At 55.1% G+C, this 19,010-nt stretch carries 20 protein-coding genes; 1 reads left to right on the top strand and 19 read right to left on the bottom strand.

Annotation, left to right across the window (positions count from 1 at the left end; translation table 11 throughout):
* The 3 genes from QHG98_08190 to QHG98_08180 all read right to left on the bottom strand — a co-directional run.
* Positions 1-875 (bottom strand): Ig-like domain-containing protein (locus tag QHG98_08190; protein MDH7597696.1); only part of this gene is annotated, 875 nt, incomplete at its 3' end.
* A gap of 309 nt (positions 876-1,184) precedes the next feature.
* Positions 1,185-1,691, bottom strand: a complete 507-nt coding sequence (fae, locus tag QHG98_08185; GenBank protein ID MDH7597695.1) for a formaldehyde-activating enzyme — start codon at positions 1,689-1,691, stop codon at positions 1,185-1,187.
* A gap of 143 nt (positions 1,692-1,834) precedes the next feature.
* Positions 1,835-2,116: an RNA chaperone Hfq gene (locus tag QHG98_08180; protein ID MDH7597694.1), complete on the bottom strand. Its 282-nt coding sequence runs from the start codon at positions 2,114-2,116 to the stop codon at positions 1,835-1,837.
* 35 nt (positions 2,117-2,151) lie between these two features.
* On the opposite strand from QHG98_08180, the gene QHG98_08175 reads away from it, so the two are divergent.
* Positions 2,152-3,273 carry an ORC1-type DNA replication protein gene (locus tag QHG98_08175; GenBank protein MDH7597693.1) on the top strand — a complete coding sequence of 374 codons (1,122 nt, stop codon included), beginning with the start codon at positions 2,152-2,154 and terminating at the stop codon, positions 3,271-3,273.
* A gap of 121 nt (positions 3,274-3,394) precedes the next feature.
* Here QHG98_08175 and QHG98_08170 read toward each other — a convergent pair whose 3' ends face one another.
* The 16 genes from QHG98_08170 to QHG98_08095 form a co-directional block, all read right to left on the bottom strand.
* Positions 3,395-4,237, bottom strand: coding sequence for a DUF2099 family protein (locus tag QHG98_08170; protein ID MDH7597692.1), 843 nt, complete (start codon positions 4,235-4,237; stop codon positions 3,395-3,397).
* Positions 4,237-4,935 (bottom strand): alanyl-tRNA editing protein AlaXM, encoded by a 699-nt coding sequence (alaXM, locus tag QHG98_08165; protein MDH7597691.1) that lies wholly within the window; start codon positions 4,933-4,935, stop codon positions 4,237-4,239. The genes QHG98_08170 and alaXM overlap by 1 nt, the downstream gene beginning before the upstream one ends.
* 208 nt (positions 4,936-5,143) lie before the next feature.
* Positions 5,144-5,332 carry a hypothetical protein gene (locus QHG98_08160; GenBank protein ID MDH7597690.1) on the bottom strand — a complete coding sequence of 63 codons (189 nt, stop codon included), beginning with the start codon at positions 5,330-5,332 and terminating at the stop codon, positions 5,144-5,146.
* 2 nt (positions 5,333-5,334) lie between these two features.
* The gene (locus QHG98_08155) at positions 5,335-6,033 is read right to left on the bottom strand and encodes a V-type ATP synthase subunit D (GenBank protein MDH7597689.1); all 699 of its coding nucleotides are present in this window, start codon (positions 6,031-6,033) and stop codon (positions 5,335-5,337) included.
* Between the two features lie 4 nt (positions 6,034-6,037).
* Positions 6,038-7,429, bottom strand: a complete 1,392-nt coding sequence (locus tag QHG98_08150; GenBank protein ID MDH7597688.1) for a V-type ATP synthase subunit B — start codon at positions 7,427-7,429, stop codon at positions 6,038-6,040.
* A gap of 11 nt (positions 7,430-7,440) precedes the next feature.
* The gene (locus tag QHG98_08145; protein MDH7597687.1) at positions 7,441-9,171 is read right to left on the bottom strand and encodes a V-type ATP synthase subunit A; all 1,731 of its coding nucleotides are present in this window, start codon (positions 9,169-9,171) and stop codon (positions 7,441-7,443) included.
* Positions 9,162-9,461 (bottom strand): V-type ATP synthase subunit F, encoded by a 300-nt coding sequence (locus QHG98_08140; GenBank protein MDH7597686.1) that lies wholly within the window; start codon positions 9,459-9,461, stop codon positions 9,162-9,164. Before QHG98_08140 ends, QHG98_08145 begins: the two co-directional genes overlap by 10 nt.
* Positions 9,461-10,510: a V-type ATP synthase subunit C gene (locus QHG98_08135; GenBank protein MDH7597685.1), complete on the bottom strand. Its 1,050-nt coding sequence runs from the start codon at positions 10,508-10,510 to the stop codon at positions 9,461-9,463. Before QHG98_08135 ends, QHG98_08140 begins: the two co-directional genes overlap by 1 nt.
* Before the next feature lie 5 nt (positions 10,511-10,515).
* Entirely contained in the window at positions 10,516-11,064 is a 549-nt protein-coding gene (locus QHG98_08130) for a V-type ATP synthase subunit E (GenBank protein MDH7597684.1), read from the bottom strand.
* A gap of 28 nt (positions 11,065-11,092) precedes the next feature.
* Complete coding sequence (locus tag QHG98_08125; protein ID MDH7597683.1) at positions 11,093-11,350, bottom strand: ATPase; 258 nt, start codon at positions 11,348-11,350, stop codon at positions 11,093-11,095.
* A gap of 58 nt (positions 11,351-11,408) precedes the next feature.
* On the bottom strand, positions 11,409-13,433 hold the full coding sequence (locus QHG98_08120) for a V-type ATP synthase subunit I (protein ID MDH7597682.1): 2,025 nt from the start codon (positions 13,431-13,433) through the stop codon (positions 11,409-11,411).
* Positions 13,426-13,773 carry an ATP synthase archaeal subunit H gene (ahaH, locus tag QHG98_08115; protein MDH7597681.1) on the bottom strand — a complete coding sequence of 116 codons (348 nt, stop codon included), beginning with the start codon at positions 13,771-13,773 and terminating at the stop codon, positions 13,426-13,428. The genes QHG98_08120 and ahaH overlap by 8 nt, the downstream gene beginning before the upstream one ends.
* A gap of 96 nt (positions 13,774-13,869) precedes the next feature.
* Positions 13,870-15,042 carry a RuBisCO large subunit C-terminal-like domain-containing protein gene (locus QHG98_08110; GenBank protein MDH7597680.1) on the bottom strand — a complete coding sequence of 391 codons (1,173 nt, stop codon included), beginning with the start codon at positions 15,040-15,042 and terminating at the stop codon, positions 13,870-13,872.
* A gap of 302 nt (positions 15,043-15,344) precedes the next feature.
* Positions 15,345-16,661, bottom strand: coding sequence for a hypothetical protein (locus QHG98_08105; protein ID MDH7597679.1), 1,317 nt, complete (start codon positions 16,659-16,661; stop codon positions 15,345-15,347).
* 442 nt (positions 16,662-17,103) lie between these two features.
* On the bottom strand, positions 17,104-18,147 hold the full coding sequence (locus tag QHG98_08100) for an ABC transporter permease (protein MDH7597678.1): 1,044 nt from the start codon (positions 18,145-18,147) through the stop codon (positions 17,104-17,106).
* Positions 18,147-18,977, bottom strand: coding sequence for an ABC transporter ATP-binding protein (locus QHG98_08095; protein MDH7597677.1), 831 nt, complete (start codon positions 18,975-18,977; stop codon positions 18,147-18,149). The genes QHG98_08100 and QHG98_08095 overlap by 1 nt, the downstream gene beginning before the upstream one ends.
* Positions 18,978-19,010: the final 33 nt, after the last annotated feature.

The following is a 19,010-nucleotide window of genomic DNA, read 5'->3' as shown; positions in this document are numbered from 1 at the left end:
CAAGTCCATGTGTTGTCAGCAGACCAGTCCCTCACAACGTTACCATCCACCATGAACTGGTACTCGAGCGCATCCCCATCAGGATCTGATGCACTCGCGCTCCACACGACAGCACTGCCTGCAACCTGCGATGACTCCGGTGATGCAAACAGTCCTGTCACCTGTGGCGGACGGTTCGGCATGATTATCGTGTACTGGGATGACGCGGAAACAGGCTCGTTCCTTCCATCCCTCACAGCAACCGTCACACTGTGAGATCCAACGTCTCTATCTGTCGTCGACCAAGTCCATGTGTTTTCAGCAGACCAGTCCCTCACAACGCTACCATCCACCATGAACTGGTACTCGAGCGCATCCCCGTCAGGATCTGATGCACTCGCGCTCCACACGACAGCACCGCCTGCAACCTGCGATGACTCCGGTGATGCAAACAGTCCTGTCACCTGTGGCGGACGGTTGGGTGGAGCAGGCCGATTGATGACGTATCTTGCTGTTTCTTTCACATCGTAACCATCGTCCAGATCCGCATATCCGTCTCTCACGCGAACCTCGATCTCGCTGGAGCCGACATCATTCTCAGATGTCTTCCAAACCCATCTCGGCTCGGTTATCCAGCCGGTCATGTCCTTCCAGCTGTCTCCTGTAGCCGGACCCTTCAGCAGAAACATGTACTCGAGCGCATCTCCGTCAGGATCAAACGCGCTAACAGTCCATTTCACCTCCACACCCGCATCCTGCGGGCTCTGCAGATCGCATACAAATGATGTTATAGCTGGAGGCTGATTCCCGGCAAGATCCGGCCCGGTAAAACCGGGTTCCTGCCCAGACGCAGATACGATCAGGAATATGCCGAAGATGATCGAGATCGTGACCATAAGAACTCGATCCGCATTCCTGTAACTGCAAATTTTATCATACAACGAAATCATCCCGCTCATAATTCCCCTGCCGATCATCCAACCTGTCACTCTCCTGCCCGCTCAGAGGTTCACACCTCAAGCAGGCATGGAGACTGACCGGCTTAAGTAGCTAATTTTCATGTAGGGCTTCCATTACTCGATTCTCTGACATCTATGAGTAATATGAATCATTTGTAGATCACATCTAGCTCATTGAGGCCCGTTACCAGGACTTGCAGCTTATTCCTGGTGAAATCTGTATCAGAGAATCTTTTACTCAAACTATCATGCAAACGGGTGCTTTGCAGTATCCTTCCTTGAGAGGATCTCATCGACCCCAGGTTCCGATGTGACTGCTCTCTTTATGGCCATCTTAGTTGCGAGGTAGTTGTTCTCATAGATCTTCCTCTTGTCTTCTGCATCCCACTCGATGAATACAGAGACCACTATGAGAAGATCCTCAACCCTCTCCCTGGGTATAACCCCCTCCGCGACGCAGTCCATCACAGCCTTTGCGACCGCTGCCTGGGCCGGCCCGAACATCAGAGCCGCCTGCCTTGCATTTTTGATCGTCACCTTGTTCACGATCAGAGTCGATGGCTTTGCTGGCAGATTCGGCTCCAGAACCGCGAGAAGAGGTGTGTGACCCCTTCGCGGCGATGCCAGCGATGTGACGAATGCAGCATCAACCGCCCCGCCTTTTGGCCCGATGACCAGATCGATATGCGCAACCTCGGGGCCGTCCCCGACCAGCGCCTCTCCGACGAGAGTCCTGCTGAAATCCCGATCCAACCAACCACTCCCTTGAAACCCTTTATATCGATCTGGTACACTGATAGAATATTAACTTATGCTGCAAGTTCTCTGAAGACCTGATGTTATAACCTCTGGGCTATGATATCCAGCTGCATACCGTGGACCATATTCCGGACGTCTCAGTCCAGGATGCCCTTCGGGACCTCTATGCTGGCGATGGCGTGCTTGAAGAGCAGATATGTCCTGGGTCCTGCATCGAGCACTATCTCGTATGCGTTGAACGAGACAAGCTTACCACTCAGCGGCCTGCCATCGTTCATCCTTACCATTACCTGCTGGCCCCTAAGCTTCGGCAGGAACTGCGGCATCTTTGTCTTTGATTCCTCCTGCTCCTGCGCTCCAGCCTGCGTGTCCGTCGTATATACTCCCTCCTTTTGTAGAACTCTTCGATGCGCAGGCATATATATAGTTGTTCTCGAATAGTGGATTGAAGCCGATGAAAGATGACATGCTTCTCTGGGATGAGACGCTCTTCAAGGACCCTGAGGTTTTCGAGCTGGATTATGTGCCGGAGCATTTCGATCACAGAGAGGCTCAGATGAAGAGCCTGAGGTTCTGCGTGCGGCCCGCCATTCGTGGAGCCAGGCCTGTTAATGCGCTCTGCCTGGGCCCCCCAGGCACCGGCAAAACCACCGCGATAATAAAGCTGTTCGAGGAGATAGAGAAGCACACAAGAAGCGTGATCACTGTCCATATAAACTGCCAGATAGACGGGACACGGTACAGCATCTTCTCGAGGATATACAAAAAGATATTTGGGATCTCTCCTCCCTCAAGCGGCATCTCCTTCAAGCGCCTCTTCGATAAAATAGCAAATGAGCTCGCATCCAGGGAGGCAGTTCTGATCGTGGCTCTGGACGATGTCAGCTATCTCTTCCCCGAGAAGGAGATCGATCAGATCCTTTACACCCTTCTCAGATCTCATGAGTCGCTGCCCGGATTCAGGGCAGGTGTGGTGGCTGCACACAGCGAGCCATCCATGAAATACATCCCTGATCCCAGGGTAGAGTCAGTCTTCAGGCCGGAGGAGATCCTGTTTCCACCGTACAAAAGAGACGAGATATTCGCGATACTCTCACGAAGGGCTCAGCTCGGATTCTATCCAGGTGTTCTGTCCCAGGATGTGCTTGATGTCGTGGTGGATCTCGCCACAGAATCCGGCGATCTCAGGGTGGGGATAGACCTGCTCAAGCGCGCCGGAATGGAAGCGGAGAGACGAGCATCCAGGAGCATATCAGAGGAGGATGTGAGAAGGGCGTTCAGTAGCTCCAGATTCCTGCATCTCGAGCATGCGATCAGATCTCTGAGCAGGGACGAGAGGACTCTGCTGAGGATCATCGCAGAACAGCCCGGAGGTAAGGCGCAGTCCGGGGAGCTGTACAGCACCTACCACGGTCTCACACAGGCAGGCTACACGAAGTTCTACGAGATACTGAAGAGACTGGAGGCTCTGAGGCTTGTAGAGACAGGATTCACCGGCTCCGGTATGCGGGGAAGGAGCAGGATCATACGCCTGAGGTACGATTCCGCAGAGGTGATCACCAGAGTCGAAGAGTGACAGGTCCTCTTTGCCTGGGATCCCCAGCCTTCCGCTTCGGTGAGGGCGGGACAACGACGCACCCCATGCTCAGCCCGGGGTGCACGCCTCCGGCAACCCATCATTACTCCCTGATCTTTTGTCAGACCAGAGGCCTTGGCTGTTTATGCTCAGGCAGAACCGGCAGGGGCATTGTGTTTATGAGTATGGGCTGCTCCACGTCCTTCGCGCGCTCGACGAGAAGCTCCTTGCCCCACCGGGTCAGGCCGAAGAGTGGCACCGCAGTTCCGACCTGCACGAGTGGCTTCACGAGCTCCCGTATGTGCTTCGATGCGCAGCCCGTTACTATATCAGCAGCAGAGAGAAGCAGTTCGGCATCATCCCTCGATATGCCAGTGAGATGCACCCCCACAATCAGTATCCTGCAGCCGGTCTCCTGCTCCAGCTTTCTCAGCTCAAATGCAGTTTTCGCATCTGTGACTGTGACCGCGAATCTCCTGTATCTCTGCGCAGCGATTCTCGCGCCCTCCACCTGATCGATTCGCGCGTCCCTGGGGGAAAGCACTGTGCCGCCCTTTCGCTCGATGTATTCTATAACCTCCGGTATCGGCTCGGTCTCCAGAAGCCCGGAGATCCAGCCGCCCATACCCTGGACGAGCGATGGAGAGTCGGATATCACTGTACCGGCTCCATCACAGACCGTGACCGCTGCCTCGATGAGACCCCTGGATATGCCTGTCATCAGTGTCTCAGAGGCGCCAAAGCTCACGAAAGTCTTCGTCTCAAGCTTCCGCCTGGGCGTGAACATCCCGTGCTCTCTTATGCGGAACTCAGCATTCCCGGCAGCAGCCTCGGATGTTATCCTTTTTATTCCCCTGACCTTGTCGAAAAGAGGGCACCACTCTATGAGCGGCTCTGTGGCCTCAACCACCTTCTCGTCCTTCACCTTCACCCTGCATCTTCCGAGAAGCTCCATTATGTGCATCATCCCACCAGCTCGAAGTACACCCTTCTGTTGCTCTTCCCCTTGTTCTCCGCCTTAACGAGCCTCATCTCACCGATCTCCGATGTGTTCCTGACATGTGTGCCCCCGCATGCCTGCAGATCCACACCCTCGATCTCAATTACCCTCACGCTCTCCCGCTCCGGAACGTTCATGGCCAGCCTTACAAGATCCGGTATCTCCATCGCCTCATCTCTAGTCAGAACCCTAACCCTCACCGGGTGACCCTCTTTTATTAGATCGTTTGCCATTCCCACGTACGTCTCAATCATGCTTCTGTCAAATGCCTCGAGGCTGAAGTCAACCCTGGACCTGTCGATGTTGATCTGGTTCCCTGTTATCAGCGCTCCTGTCTCCCTGAATATCACCGCGCTCAGGATATGGCATGCTGTATGGCTCCGCATGATCCTGTACCTCCTCTCCCAGTCTATCTCGCCCCTGACCTCATCTCCAGGAGAGAGTCCATGAGCGCGATGGCATATGCCACGCTCTGAGAGCTCCACGCTTTCGACTCTGAACACCTCATCGCCTCTGATCAGAATGCCCAGATCCGATGGCTGACCGCCAGATCTCGGATAGAATGCAGTCCTGTCGAGATACACTCCCGAGTCATCAACACCGGTGACGATCGCATCAAAGCTGCGCATGTAGCTGTCATCCAGATAAAGAGCCTGAGTCATGATGGTGAGATATCAGGAGGTTGGAGATATCGGTTTCCCTCTGGTGCGATTCTGCGAATCTCATGCTGCGATCACGCTGCATCGAGATGCAGAAAAAGGAGTGAGAGAAGCGAGAACCACAAAATCATGATGATAACGCCGAGACCAGAAAAACAGAGAACAACACCGAACAAAGCATGCTTGATCCAAACAGAACCTGCGACATCAGCTAAAGCTCACCGCTCCTGATCGCATCCCAGAGCGCGTGAAGGTGCTCTCCGTACAGAATATAAATTAATATGAATACCCCGAGAATTACGTAGAGGTTGGAGATGTACACCAGCCACTGCAGCAACCTCATCTTCTTCTCGGGGGTCCCAAACCACTCCTTTGCCTTGCGCTCGGCCCATCCGGTCATGCTCATGTGGCGGAGGCTGCAGCCTCGGCAGCTGCCTTGGCCGCCTTTTCAGCCTCCTCAGCCTTGGCGCGCTTCTGAGCCTTCGCCTTGAGCTTCTTCAGCCTGACTATGTTGTCCCTGTCCATCTCCTCCAGTGCGAAGCCTATGAACCTGATGGTGTCCTTGATATCGGGTATGACCTTGAACTCGAGAGCGTTGACACGCCTCTTGGTCTTCTCGATATCATCTATGAGCTTCATAAGCGAGGTCTCGACCTCGGCCGCTGTGATTATCTTGTCCACCAGGCTCTCATAGGCATCTGCAGCCTCGTCTATGGCGGCGCTTGTCCCTATGATACCGTATCCTCGCTCGTACATCTTCTTGTGCACGGCCTCTGCGGATATCTTGGGAACCACAACGCCCATTATGTTTCTGGACTGCAGATCCACGACAGGCTCTTTTTGCAGGGCGAAGGCCACGCTCTTTATGGCTATGGTGCCATCCGCGGCCTTCGCCATGCTGAGCCTCTGCTCCGCCCGGATGTAATCCTGGACGAGCTCTTGCCGTATTGTCTTCGCCCTGTTCAGCACCTCAAAAAATTCGATCATGAGGCCGTCGCGCTTCATCTTGAGGAGCTCGTGACCAGTCTGTGCCACCTTTATCCTTCTTCGAAGGGCGATGAGCACTGCCCTGGTCGGCTTTGTCCCTCTTATTACGGCCATGATCTCACTCTTTCTTTGCGGTGCCTGCGTACTTCGGATGGTACTTCTTGATGTACTTGTCGTCGATCCTGGTGAGCATCGTCTCGGGCAGCATCGAGAGGAGCTCCCATCCGATGGTGAGGGTCTCTATGATGGACCTGTCCTCATCCCTTCCCTGATTGACGAACCTGCGCTCGAACTGGTCGGCGAACTCCAGGATGAGCTTGTCGCGCTCTGAGAGAGCCTCCTTGCCGACGATCGCTGCAAGGCCCCTCAGATCGCAACCCTCTGCGTAGTACGCATAGAGCTGATCCGATACGGCCCTGTGATCCTCTCTGGTGTGTCCGGCGCCGATTCCTGAGTTCATCAGCCTGCTCAGGGATGGGCGGATGTCGATGGGCGGATAGATGCCCTTCCTGTGGAGCTCACGCGATACGATGAGCTGGCCCTCTGTGATGTATCCTGAGAGATCCGGAATCGGATGTGTTATGTCGTCGCCTGGCATCGTGAGGATCGGGAACTGCGTGATCGATCCCTTCTTGCCCTTTATGATCCCGGCACGCTCGTAGTTTGTGGCGAGGTCTGTGTACATGTAGCCCGGATAGCCGCGGCGTCCCGGAACCTCCTCTCGGGCAGCTCCCATCTGCCTCAGGGACTCGCAGTAGTTGGTCATGTCGGTGTAGATGACCAGCACGTGCATGTCCAGATCGAATGCCAGATACTCAGCTGTGGTCAGCCCGAGCTTTGGAGTCAGAAGCCTCTCGACAGCCGGATCGTCCGCCAGGTTGAGGAAGATCACAGCCCTCTCGAGGGCGCCTGTCCTCTCGAAGTCCGCCATGAAGTGCTGGGCCTCCTCGTTTGTGATGCCCATGGCGCAGAAGACCACCGCGAACTGCTCTGCCTCTCCCAGGACCTTTGCCTGACGGGCGATCTGAAGGGCGACATCATTGTGCGGGAGCCCTGCACCTGAGAAGATGGGCAGCTTCTGCCCCCTCACAAGGGTGTTGGTGCCGTCTATGGTTGATATGCCCGTCTGGATGAAAGCCCTCGGCTTCTCCCTCGAGGCCGGATTTATGGCAGCCCCGATGATCTCGCGCTCCACCTCTGGAACGATGGGTGGCCCACCATCCCTCGGCCTGCCGGAGCCAGAGAGGACCCTCCCTATGATGCTCGGAGAGAGCGGCATCTTGATGACGTCTCCGGTGAATCTCACGGAGCTATCCTTTGAGAGGCCACCGGTACCCTCGAAGACCTGGACGACGACGATCTCATCCGAGGTGTCCAGGACCTGGCCTCTCTTCACCTCACCGCTGGCCGTCCTGATCTCGACGAGTTCACCGTAGCCTACCGGCTCGGTCTTCTCGACGAACACCAGGGGTCCAGAGATCTCGGTTATAGTCTTGTATTCCTTGGTCATTGGCAACCCCCTTACTTCAGAGCCTCGAACTCAGCCTTCATCTGGTCCATGACCTTCTTGAGCTCGGGCTCGTAGTCCTCAACCATCTTGAGCTTGGCTAGTGCGTCTTTGGAGGGTACGCTCTTGATCTGATCGACCGCTACACCCCTGTGGAGAGCCTCGAATGCGTAGTCCCTGTATGTCAGTATCGCCTTCAGGAGATCATACTGCTTCTTGTACGGGCAGAATGTATCCACCGGGTGGAACGCGCTCTGCGCCAGCCAGAAGTTGATGATCATCCTGGCAACCTCGAGTGTCAGCTGCTGATCCTCAGGCAGCGCATCCGAGCCGACAAGCATGACGATCTCCTCGAGCTCGGCGTTCTCCTGGAGTATCGCCATCGCTCTCCTCTTCATCTGGTTCCAATCAGGGGCGACATTCTCCGCATACCAGCCCTCAAGATCCTTCTCGTACAGCGAGTACGAATCGAGCCAGTTGATCGACGGGAAGTGCCTGCGCTGTGTCAGCCTGGAGTCGAGCGCCCAGAAGACCTTGACGATACGGAGCGTGTTCTGAGTCACAGGCTCTGTGAAGTCTCCACCAGGTGGGGATACTGCGCCCACGACCGCGACCGAGCCCTCGCCGCCGGCCAGGATCTCAGCCCGTCCAGCGCGCTCGTAGAAGTCTGCAAGCCTCGCAGCGAGATACGCCGGATAGCCCTCCTCACCAGGCATCTCCTCAAGCCTCGAGGCGAGCTCTCTCATGGCCTCAGCCCATCTCGATGTCGAGTCCGCGGTCATCAGCACATCATAACCCATGTCTCTGTAGTACTCTGCTGTGGTCATCCCTGTGTAGATCGAAGCCTCACGAGCTGCAACTGGCATGTTGGATGTGTTGGCGTAGACGATCGACCTCTCGAGCAGCGGCCTGTTTGTCCTCGGATCCACCAGCTCGGGGAACTCGTGGAGCAGATCTGCCATCTCATTGCCACGCTCGCCGCATCCGACGTAGATGACTATATCGACGTCAGACCACTTTGAGAGCGTCTGCTGCATGACAGTCTTGCCTGTGCCGAATCCTCCGGGGATGGCTGCGGTTCCGCCCTTTGCCAGGGGGAAGAATCCATCGATGACCCTCTGGCCTGTTCTCAGCGGGATTGTCGGAGGCAGCTTCCTCACGACGGGACGCGCCTGACGGACAGGCCACTTCTGGAGCATCGTGAGCTGTGAGCCATCCTCAAGCACACAGACAGTCTCCTCAACCGTGAAGTTCCCGCTGTAGATCTCCTTTACGACCCCACCCTTGTGCTTCGGTGGAACCATGATCTTGTGCTTGATCAGGAGCTGCTCCTGGACAACGCCTATGGGCTGTCCGGGCTTTACCGTATCGCCCTTCTTAACCAGGGGCTGGAACTCCCACTTCTTCTTGTGATCTACACCATCGACGAAGAGGCCTCTGCTGATGAAGTCTCCAGACCTCTCGGCCAGCAGGGGAAGCGGTCTCTGAACGCCGTCGTAGATCTGAGTGAGGATGCCAGGACCAAGCTGGGCCACCAGAGGCCCTCCGGTCTCCTTGACCGGCTCACCAGGCTTGATACCCGAGGTATCCTCGTATACCTGGATGATGTGCTTATCTCCGGAAATGCCGATGACCTCACTCATCAGGCCTTCCTCGCCGACCAGAACCAGGTCGTACATCGAAGCCTTCAGACCAACGGCCTGCACGACCGGTCCGGCGACTCTCTTTACTCTTCCTACTTCCATAAATCGACACCTATTGCCCTTTTAATCTTCTCTCTCATCTCTGTGCTTTGCTCGGTTCCGATAGCGATAACAGTAGGCCTAACGGAGTTAGATAAGGTCGACTGCAGCCTCTTAGGAAGCCTGTTATAGTCATTCTGGTGCAGGACCAGAATTCCTACTTTCGGATCAGCCATTACCTCATTTATCTTGTTTATCAGCTCCTCTTCCGAGGTGGCCTCGTAGGCTTTCTTGATTCCTGCGAGGCTGAATCCGATAACCGCATCACTATTACCTATAACTGCAATCTCCATTATGCCACCACCATCTGCTCCTCGATGAGCTCGTTAGGCAGTCCAGCCTCCTTCCCCCTGACGATCTTCCTGATGTTGGCAACCTCTGTCTCCTTTGTGACTATGTAGCCAAGCACAGGCAGGATCGACAGCGGATGGTAGTTGGAGAGGGACCAGGCGTATCTGATCAGATATGCCTTCAATCTTGCCTCTATTCTGCTCACGCCATCGAGGTCTGCGGTCGCCACATCTGAGATTGCGCTCCAGAACGGATAGCCCTCGAGCCCCCTGACGAAATCCGCGTAGGGCTGTCCTGCCATCCGGCTCAGCTCCTCGCCGAGCTTGCCGCCAGGTATCAGGTTCTCCTGAACGATGCTAGCCTCGATTCCAGCCTTGTTCATGCGGAAGAGGGTTATGAGGTTCTTGATATCGATCTCTCTCCTCACGTACTTGAGAAGGAGACCGCCGCCGACTGATAGCGTCCCGCCCACAGCACGCTCCATCCTGAAGTAATAGAGCTTGTCAAGGGCGTTCTCCACAGAGGCGAGGAACTTCCCGTCGTACTTGGAGAGAGCCTCAGCGAAGTCCGTGCCCTCGAATGCGGCTATGACATCATTGATCGAGTCCTTCTTGGCAAGCCCCTCCAGGAACTCCCTGTCCAGCTCGCCCGCAGGCACTATGTACTTCATTATCTCAGAGTCGCTGGCTCCATAGAACTTCCCGCGGAGGATCGTCTTTATGTTCCAGATGTCCCAGCGCCTCAGGTACTCCAGTATCAGGAACTGGGGCTCGTCTATCGAGACCTCAAGGAGCTTCCTGTAGGTCTTTGCCAGATTTGCAAAGGTCGCATGCTCGATCAGCTCTGCACCAGAGTAGTCCTTGGCCAGAGCATCGATCTCCTCCTTGTACTGGGTCTCTTCGAGGTATCTTGCAATCTCTGGTATATCCATGTTCAGCATTCTGGCATACATCTCGTTGGGTATGAGCTTGGTCTTCATCGCCCTTACCCTGCCCGTGATGTATGCGTACTTCACCGGTTTTCCGAACTTCGGCAAACGTAGTACTGGCATCGCTCTCACCCGAACAAGAGCTTGGAGACCTCTTTGACCTTGGCGTTGAATATATCCCGCGCTAGAGTCTCATATGAGAGATCGAACCTCACTGACCCATCCTTGCTCTCGACCACCACGCCACCGATTATATCCAGCGTGCCTCCGTAATTGGGGACAAGAGAGGATACAAAGGCCTGATCTCTCTTGTTGGAGTAGACCTTCATATCCTTGAGATCATAGGGCTCCAGGAGCTTCTTTATAAGAGCCTCGTTCTTGTCCTTGGGCAGCTTTGCGACTGCATCGAGGAACTTCGTCCTCACCTGCTCAAGGAGTTCCTTGTGAACGTTCAGCTCAGCCCTCTTGAGCTCCAGGTTTGCGCTGGACATCTCCCTGCGCACAAGAGCCTCTATGTCGTGCTTTGCCTCTCCCTCTTTCCTGGACTTTATCTCGGCGGCACGTTCTCTGGCCTCACTAAGTATTCTGGCAACCTCCTGCTCGGCCTCCGCATTTATCTGGGCGACCTTGCTCTTGCTTGTTGCCAGAATATCCTCAACCACTGCATCTAGTGCCATTGCCTCTCACCCTTTTGGATGGGGGTGCTCAGAGTAACGCGGCGAAGGGTGACCAGGCGAACATCAGGATCAGCGAGACGGCAAGCCCGAAGATGATCAGCGTCTCGGGCAGCAGCATCAGGAACAGGCCCTTGCCCAGGAATCCAGGCTCCTCTGCAACGACGCCGACGACGGCGGCTCCGATGCCCTGCTCACCGACACCCGCACCGATACCGGCAAGCCCAGTCGCAAGACCTGCACCAACTGCCAACAGCCCATACATTACTCCTGCATCCGTTATAGCCATATTCCTCAAACCTCCTTACTATTATTATAACCATTCAGTGTGTTTTGTTCGTGTCCCGTTATACCTTCAGATACCTCCGGACATGTCCGAAGGGACTGTACTCAACTCCACCACCATGCTGGCTGTAGAACTTGGTGAACATCTCGACGTAATGCAACCTCAGGGGGTGCATGAACGGAGACAGTATACCAAGCAGCAGGTTGATGAAGTGCACCACAAGCAGCACGATGACTCCCACGATGTAAGCGACCATCGTGAGGTGCTCACCGCCGCTGAGCATCGGCATGATGACGCCAAAGGCCAGCTTGTTGGCTGCAAATGCGACACCAACTGATGCGAGGCCAATGGCCAGAAGCCTCAGGTAGGATATAAGGTTGCTCACATAGAACGGAAGATGCGTGGCACCCATCACACCCTCTGGGCCCATGACCATCATGACGATAGCCACCACAACAAGGAGCCCCATGAGATACACCAGGGGCATGAAGCCCAGAACCAGGCCGAGAAGCAGCAGCGCAAAAGCCACCTGGAAGATCAGCACCGGAAGCCGCTCGAAATACGCGTGCTTCTTCTCACCATAATTGAGCTCTGTCTTGACGCCGAGTATGGAACCGATTCCACAATGGAGAACACCGATGAAGATACTGACACCGATCAGCATCAGCACCGCATTAGTGGCCAGCCTGTACAGCGGGAACATTCCCATCGGGCCGATCCTGCCAAGCGGACCGAAGACACCCTCGCCGAAGAACCTTCCGGATTCCTCCAGCGCCAGTATCTCCTCATGCGGCAGCTGCCCGAAGATCTTGCCCCACAGGCCCATTGGCCCAAAGATCTCGCCGAAGATCAGGCCGAAGATTATAGACCAGACGCTTGCGATCATCACGATGTTTATCAGCTGTGTCCACCCTTCAGTTCTGAACTTCTTCTTCAGCATCATGAGCACTAGTATTATCATGATGCCATATCCGACGTCGCCGAGGATCATCCCGAACATTATCGGGAAGAACACGAATATCAGAAGCGTCGGATCGAACTCCTTGTACTCGGGTATCGCGAAAAGCCTGGTTATGAGCTCGTAAGGCTTCACAATCCCGGGGTTCTCGATCTTTGTGGGTATATCCTCGCCCTTCTTCTCGACCAGCTCCTCCATCTCGCTCTCAGAGAGTTTCTCAACGTGTATTCTGCCGCCGGTTGTGCTCTCAAGCGCGCTCTTGAGCTTATCATAGTCCGCTGACGGAACATAGCCATCTATGACAAACGCGTTCTCGCTTGTTGCAAACCTGAGAGGCGCATCGGTCTTCTGGGTCTGGATGCTCAGGTACTCATCCGCAGCTAGTATGATATCCTCATACTGCTTCTTCAGATCCTTGAGCTTCTTCTGCAGTGGCTCCTTCTCGGACTCCAGCCGCTTTATCTCCGCCTCCAGAGTGGCTATGGCCACATCGGGAGCTCCGGTAAGCTTTGGAACCGAGATCTCTGCAAACCCATGCTCAGCAAGGACCGCCTGAACCTCAGAGGCCTTCTCAACGGGCACGAACACCGCAACCACATTGGTGTTCTTGACGCTCCCTGTGAAGACCTCGCTCTTGGGAGCGACCTTTGCGACATCGGCATCAACTGCAGACTCAACCGTTCCCACGAAGACCGCCAGGGTCTCGTAGCCTGAGTACAGCTCTATGGGCAGGTCGATCGCCGCCAGTGGCCGAAGCGCATTGATCTGATCCTGCTTTGATTTGACCTCAGCCTCGATCGCAGTTATGCGCTCATAGGTGGAGGTCACATCATTCGCAAGCCTTCCCAGCAGATCGTCCATCTGGGATACTATCTGGGACTCCGCAAATCTGACATCGGGAGCCTTTGGCTTTATATCCAGATATCTCTCAATCGATCTGAGCTTTATGAGGTTCTCGGAGAACTCCTTGCCTTTGCCCATCGTCTTGCCCTGCTCAAAATAGTCTGCCCCACCTGTGTAGTTGACGATGTGCATGAGGTTGAGCTCATGGAGCTTCTCCACCACAGACTCCATCACATTCTTCGACCCGGCGACGACTACACGGCTCATCTCAACGGGTCTAAGCATGCAACAACCCCATAAACTCCTTTAGCATGTATTCAACCGCCTTGTCCAGTTTTGCGCTTGCACTAGACCTCAAGGCATCGACCTTTCGCATGCCCTCGCTAATAACCGATTGCTTCTTGGCCTTAACTTCGCCCTCCGCCTTGGCGAGTTCCTTCTCGTAGAAGGCCTGTGCTTCGGATTCAGCTGTACGCACTATGTTCGCTGCTTCGGTAGTGGCATCAGCGATGCGTTTTTCCTTCTCCTGCAAGGCCTGCTGGACACTGGCCTTCGCATCCGCCTCTGCCTGCTTGATTCTCGACAAGATCTCGTGTCTCGCCATCTGATCCCTCACTACATCCATGCTGTTTTTCAAACAGCGCGCGTCGCTTGATTCGTGACAGACTGTCAATCCATCCCCATCTACGAATATAAAACCTTCGGTTTCACTCCCCTGGAGCTAGCTCGAACCCCATCGCTCAAGCGCGCGCTCGAGCTCTTTGTGGCTCTTCGCATACTCACTCACCGGTACGCCGCTCAGCCACGCCTCGACTGCCTGGACCATCGCCCTCGCCCCGGCGGTCGTTCCATCAGGATGCCCGTGTACGCCACCACCAGCCTGCACTATGCAGTCTCTGCCGTAGCCGTCCAGGTTGCCTGCGACCTTTCCGGGATGTATGCCGCCTGAAGCCACCGGGAAGACTCTTTTCAGGCCATACCACTCCCCACGCAGAGCATCCCTGCACTGGTTGTTCTCCTCGATATCGCTGGCCATCTTGCCAACATAGCTGCCGGTGTGCAGATTAGTGCCTCCCGCCATCCTCACGAGCTTCGCTATGACAAGCATCGATATGCCATGCGCTCTGTCCCTGGTCAGCGCTCCGTGCATTGTTCTGTGCACATGTATCGGCAGATTCACTCCTCTTGCGAGCACCTCGAGCGCAGAGAAGCCAGCTGTCAGAACATCGACCATGAGCATGTTCGCACCACGGTCGATCGCTCTATCTGCCCTTTCCAGGATCGTGTCAGCGCCAGCTGTGACGTTGACAGCGTAGAACGCCCTCTTTCCGGTCTCGCTCTCGACCCTGTCAAGCTCCGCCATGACCTCCTCGACCCTTTCTTCCATCGGGCAGAAGCTCTGGTCCGTGAGGGTCTCATCGTCCTTGACTAGATCGAGACCGCCTCTCACAGCAGCCCCTGCGACCTCCGCGGTCTGCCTGGGATTCAGCCCGACCTTGGGCTTGACTATCGTGCCGACGAGAGGCCGATCGTGCACATTGATGATCCTCCTTGCCTCATCTATCCCGAACTTCGGGCCGCTGTGCACCCTGACCAGCGACTCTGGAAAATCGACATCCATCAACCGGACCTTCTTCAGAGCCTCCAGACCGAAGAGGTTGCCCGCGATAACAGAAAGATACTGCGGTATGTTCCCCGGCTCGAAGAGCTCCACAGGGAATTCTATCTCCACGGTATTGCCATCTATCGAAAGAACCCTGGCCGCCAGATCGCTCTCAGCTCCCTTCACCTCTGTCCATGTCCCCGTCGACTGCTCAGCAGCTATCGCCTCAGCAGCCTTTCTCATGGGAAGGTCAGTCTCGACGCGGTAGCGCGCCACAACATCTCTGTGCATCGTATTCCACCTTCTCTGATGAACTGCGCCGCAGGGAGATCATCCTTCGGGCGTCCTCGACTTTCTCCCTCAGCTCCACAAGATCCTCAAAGCACCCCATACCCAGATGTATCGCTCTCAGATGCTTTTATAGCTGCCGATGCGGATCAAATAAATTTGGCCTAATCGATGATCTGCTCCACCTGAGGTGCTGGTATGGCAGTATGATCTCGAAAAATAACGAGTGCGTTCGGCACTCGCCTCCATGAGCCTGAGTTGCCAAACGCGCATGGTCTAATAAAATTATCGCTAAAGTCTGGAGGTTACCTTTCCCATTCCCAGTGTTCAGGCCCCATGTAGTCGTAGACGCAGCATGCCACTACCGTTGCTTTCGCTTCATCGCCGCTGAGAGTGGCATAGTGATACAGCTCATGGAGAAGCGTGATGGCGTCAGCACTTCCAGTATGACCATCGCAAGATCCTCCGCCTGTGCATACAGCAATCCAGTTGCAGTCGGGATGCCCATCAGCGTGGAATGTTCTCCCGTACACGCAATCGCAGAGGGCGCGCCTGCCTGACGGAAGCGTGCCCGGCCTGTACCCTCGCGGAAGCGTGTACGGCTTGATATATATCAGGACGTTCTCCATGGCACTTAGAATATCATCTGCCAGACTGCCAGTCCCAACACGGCCACTCAGGTAATCCATATCACTAAAATCGGTTAACATGTAGTCCCTGGCATACTCGGGAAGCTCTCCCCTCCCGATCCTCTCCTCTATCGTTCTGTTCCACTCCTCAACGAAATCCGGCAGATCCTCAAGGGCATTGGATCTCAGGCGGGCATCGATATCCTCCAGAAAATTCCTGATGGTCTCCAGCTCGTCCGTATGTATTGTTCCTCCAGCCGGACATCTGGCATTATGGTAGCCCACACCGACTGTGCAGTATATGGTCTCATGATCATACACCTCACCCTCTGCATTTCGCGCATGTAATGTCTGGATGATGGTACCTTGAAGATCTGCATCGTAGATGTACGAGTTGGTGTGGGGCGTAACATGGGGGGAACATTCCCAGCCCCCCACATCTGTAAATGATCCGGGCTCCAGAACCTCCGCGCCTGGATAAGAGATGTAATCTTCCATCTCATCAGCATCTTCGATCTCCCAGCTAAGCTCGACCTCACCCGTGTTTTTCGGCACCGCTGTTCCGGGCTTCACAGCGCTCATTGTGATCACAGGCGGACTGTTACCCTTTATGGCCCGCTGTTCCTGCTCTGTGGCTTCCAGGCAGTGCAGCTCACGCACAAAGATCGGAGACCGTGTCTTCACGACCACATTAGCGATCAATACCTTCTTTTTGCTCTTCGGGTCCTTGCTCCAAAGCCTGATCCCGCCTGTATGCCACCCACTGAGAGCTATTGGCCATCCGATATCCGTTTTCCCGAAACTGTATGGGATTCTTGCATAGCCATTTGCTTTAATTTTGAGTGTTCTGTACTTCTCAGGTACGGAAAACGCTTTACTGCCTCCAAGCTCGACTGTCAGCTTAACGTCTTTTTTGCCGGTGTTTTTTAAAAGCAACGCGTTTGAGCTCTTCTTGATTGTGAGCCCTTTCGGATAGGATGAAACTTCCACCATGAATTTAGCATCTACCTCAAAATATAAGTAATTTTGGAAGTTTGTATTCTGAACCGCGGTGCAGCAGGAGATGCATGCCAAAAGGATGAATGCTCATGTGGTCGAATCGTCGGAGAGGCGAACAACCTCAACCAGCAGCATTCGACTTCATGTCTTTCTGCCGCTCTTACGTATTCCGCAACTTTGCTGAATGCACTCATTCGCTCGCCAGGCCTTCGACTGCGTCGAAGATAAGTCGAAACGAGCGCACAGCAGGACCGGTGCCTCTGCGGACAAGTTATCAGATGGATGAGAGCGTTTTCTGCAATGTTTACTGGGCCGCCAGATCACAGGATGAAAGCTTTGATGTGCTGTCAGTTTCGTTAAAAATGGGTCGACGCAGGAGGTCGACCTTATCTCATGGTTTCACAATGACCCATTCTCAACCGCTAACATGTGGATCTCACGTCACCTCTCTGTGCAAGACCAGGATGGCAGATGCGAATGACAGAGTGAAGAAAACTATCAGTGCCGTGACATCAGGATAGAGAACATCCATAAGAGTGCTGCCCTTCAGCATAACTGCCCTCAGAGCATCAGTGGCATATGTCAGTGGCAGGATGTACGATACAGGCCTGACGAAATCCGGTATCGACTGAATAGGCCACCACACGCCTGAAAGTATGATCTGCGGTATCACGACCATCGGGATGAACTGGACCACCTGGAACTCACTCCTGGCGAAGTTTGAGAAAAATGTTCCAAGGGCCAGAGCCCCAGCGCCCAGAAGGATGACGATCGAGAGAAGAAGCAGCGGGCTGCCCCTAATGGGGACACCGAAGACGAAGATCACCACAAGCAGCGTGGTTGTGGACTGCAGGAGCGTGAAAAGAGAGAATCCCAGGATGTATCCCGAGACGATCTCCGTGCTGCTCAGTGGCGATACCATGAACTTCTCCAGCGTTCCCTGAGATCTCTCCCTGACGAATGCCACTGCTGCGTTGATGAACGTGAAGAAGAACACCACCAGACCGAGTATGGCCGGCCCGATCGTGTCAGTCATGTCCATATCATAGCCGTATACGTATCTCTCGACGATTGCTGCGCCACTCCCCGGAAGCTCGCCCCTGGCCCCGGCAAGAGCCGCACCTCTTATCGCGCTGGCTATCTGTGGGCTGGTGGCGTCCAGGAGCAGGCGAATCTCAGAGGGCGATATAACCACTGCGCCGTTGAGCCTTCCATCGTAGACGAGCCGCTCAGCATCAGACACGGATCCCAGGTGAAGAACTGTGAAATCCTTCACGCCCTCCAGATATGACCTGAGCGCCGGATGCCCACCCAGATCCACGATCCCGAGCTGGATTCCGCTCATCTCTCCTGAGAGGGCGTAGCCGAACAGCATCATGAGAACTATGGGCGCAAATGTAATCAGTCCGATCGTCCGCCTGTCCCTCTTGAGCTGGCGCACCACTCGAAGCGCGACCACGCAAACACGCCTGATATCCATCATGCTGCTCCTGAGAGTGTGAGAAATGCCTCCTCCAGGCTGGGCTCCCTGAGCCTCATATCAAGAGGCGTGACGATCTCCAGGATCTCTTTTATCTGCACATGCCCATCGATCCGGATCCTGACCAGCCCTCCTGACACCTCCACATCATATCCTTCAGATCTCAGGCGGGACGCGTCGCGCTCCGGATCCGCCAGCCGCAGCTCCAGATGCGTCTTCAGACCTGCAACCCTCAGAATCTCCTCAGGGCTGCCCTCCGCGGCCATTCTCCCAGCACGCATGTATCCCACAATCCTGCACCTTCCGGCCTCGTCCATCATGTGGGTGGTTATGATCACGGTCTTCCCCTCTGACGCGAGCTGATCGAAGTACATCCAGAAGCTCTGACGCAGCGCTGGATCCACCCCCACAGTCGGCTCATCGAGCAACAGCAGCTCCGGTTCGTGTATGAGTGTGCATGCGAGGGAGAGCCTCTGGTACATCCCGCCGCTCAGGGCCCCTGCCAGGCGATCCCTGTGATCAGATAACTCCACCATATCCAGAAGCTCTGCGATCCGTCTCTTTCTCCTCTGGCCATCAATGCCGTAAAGGCCGGCGAAGAACTCCATGTTCTCCTGCACAGTCAGATCCGGATAGAGGGCACGGTGCTGCGTCATGTATCCGATTCTGTGATAAAGAGACCTGACGCTGGAGACGTGTTCCCCGAGGACATACAGATCGCCACCATCAAGGCGAAGGAGTCCCACAATGGCGCGTATGAACGTGGTCTTGCCGGAGCCATTCGGGCCGAGCAGACAGTACGTCAGACCCCGCGGTATTCTGACGCTCAGGCCATCCAGGGCTCTGAGACCACGGAAGGTCTT

Source organism: Methanothrix sp., assembly GCA_029907715.1.
Classification (GTDB): Archaea; Halobacteriota; Methanosarcinia; order Methanotrichales; family Methanotrichaceae; genus Methanothrix_B.
Note: the sequence above shows the minus strand (reverse complement) of the source record. Positions and strands in the feature narration are given on the sequence as shown.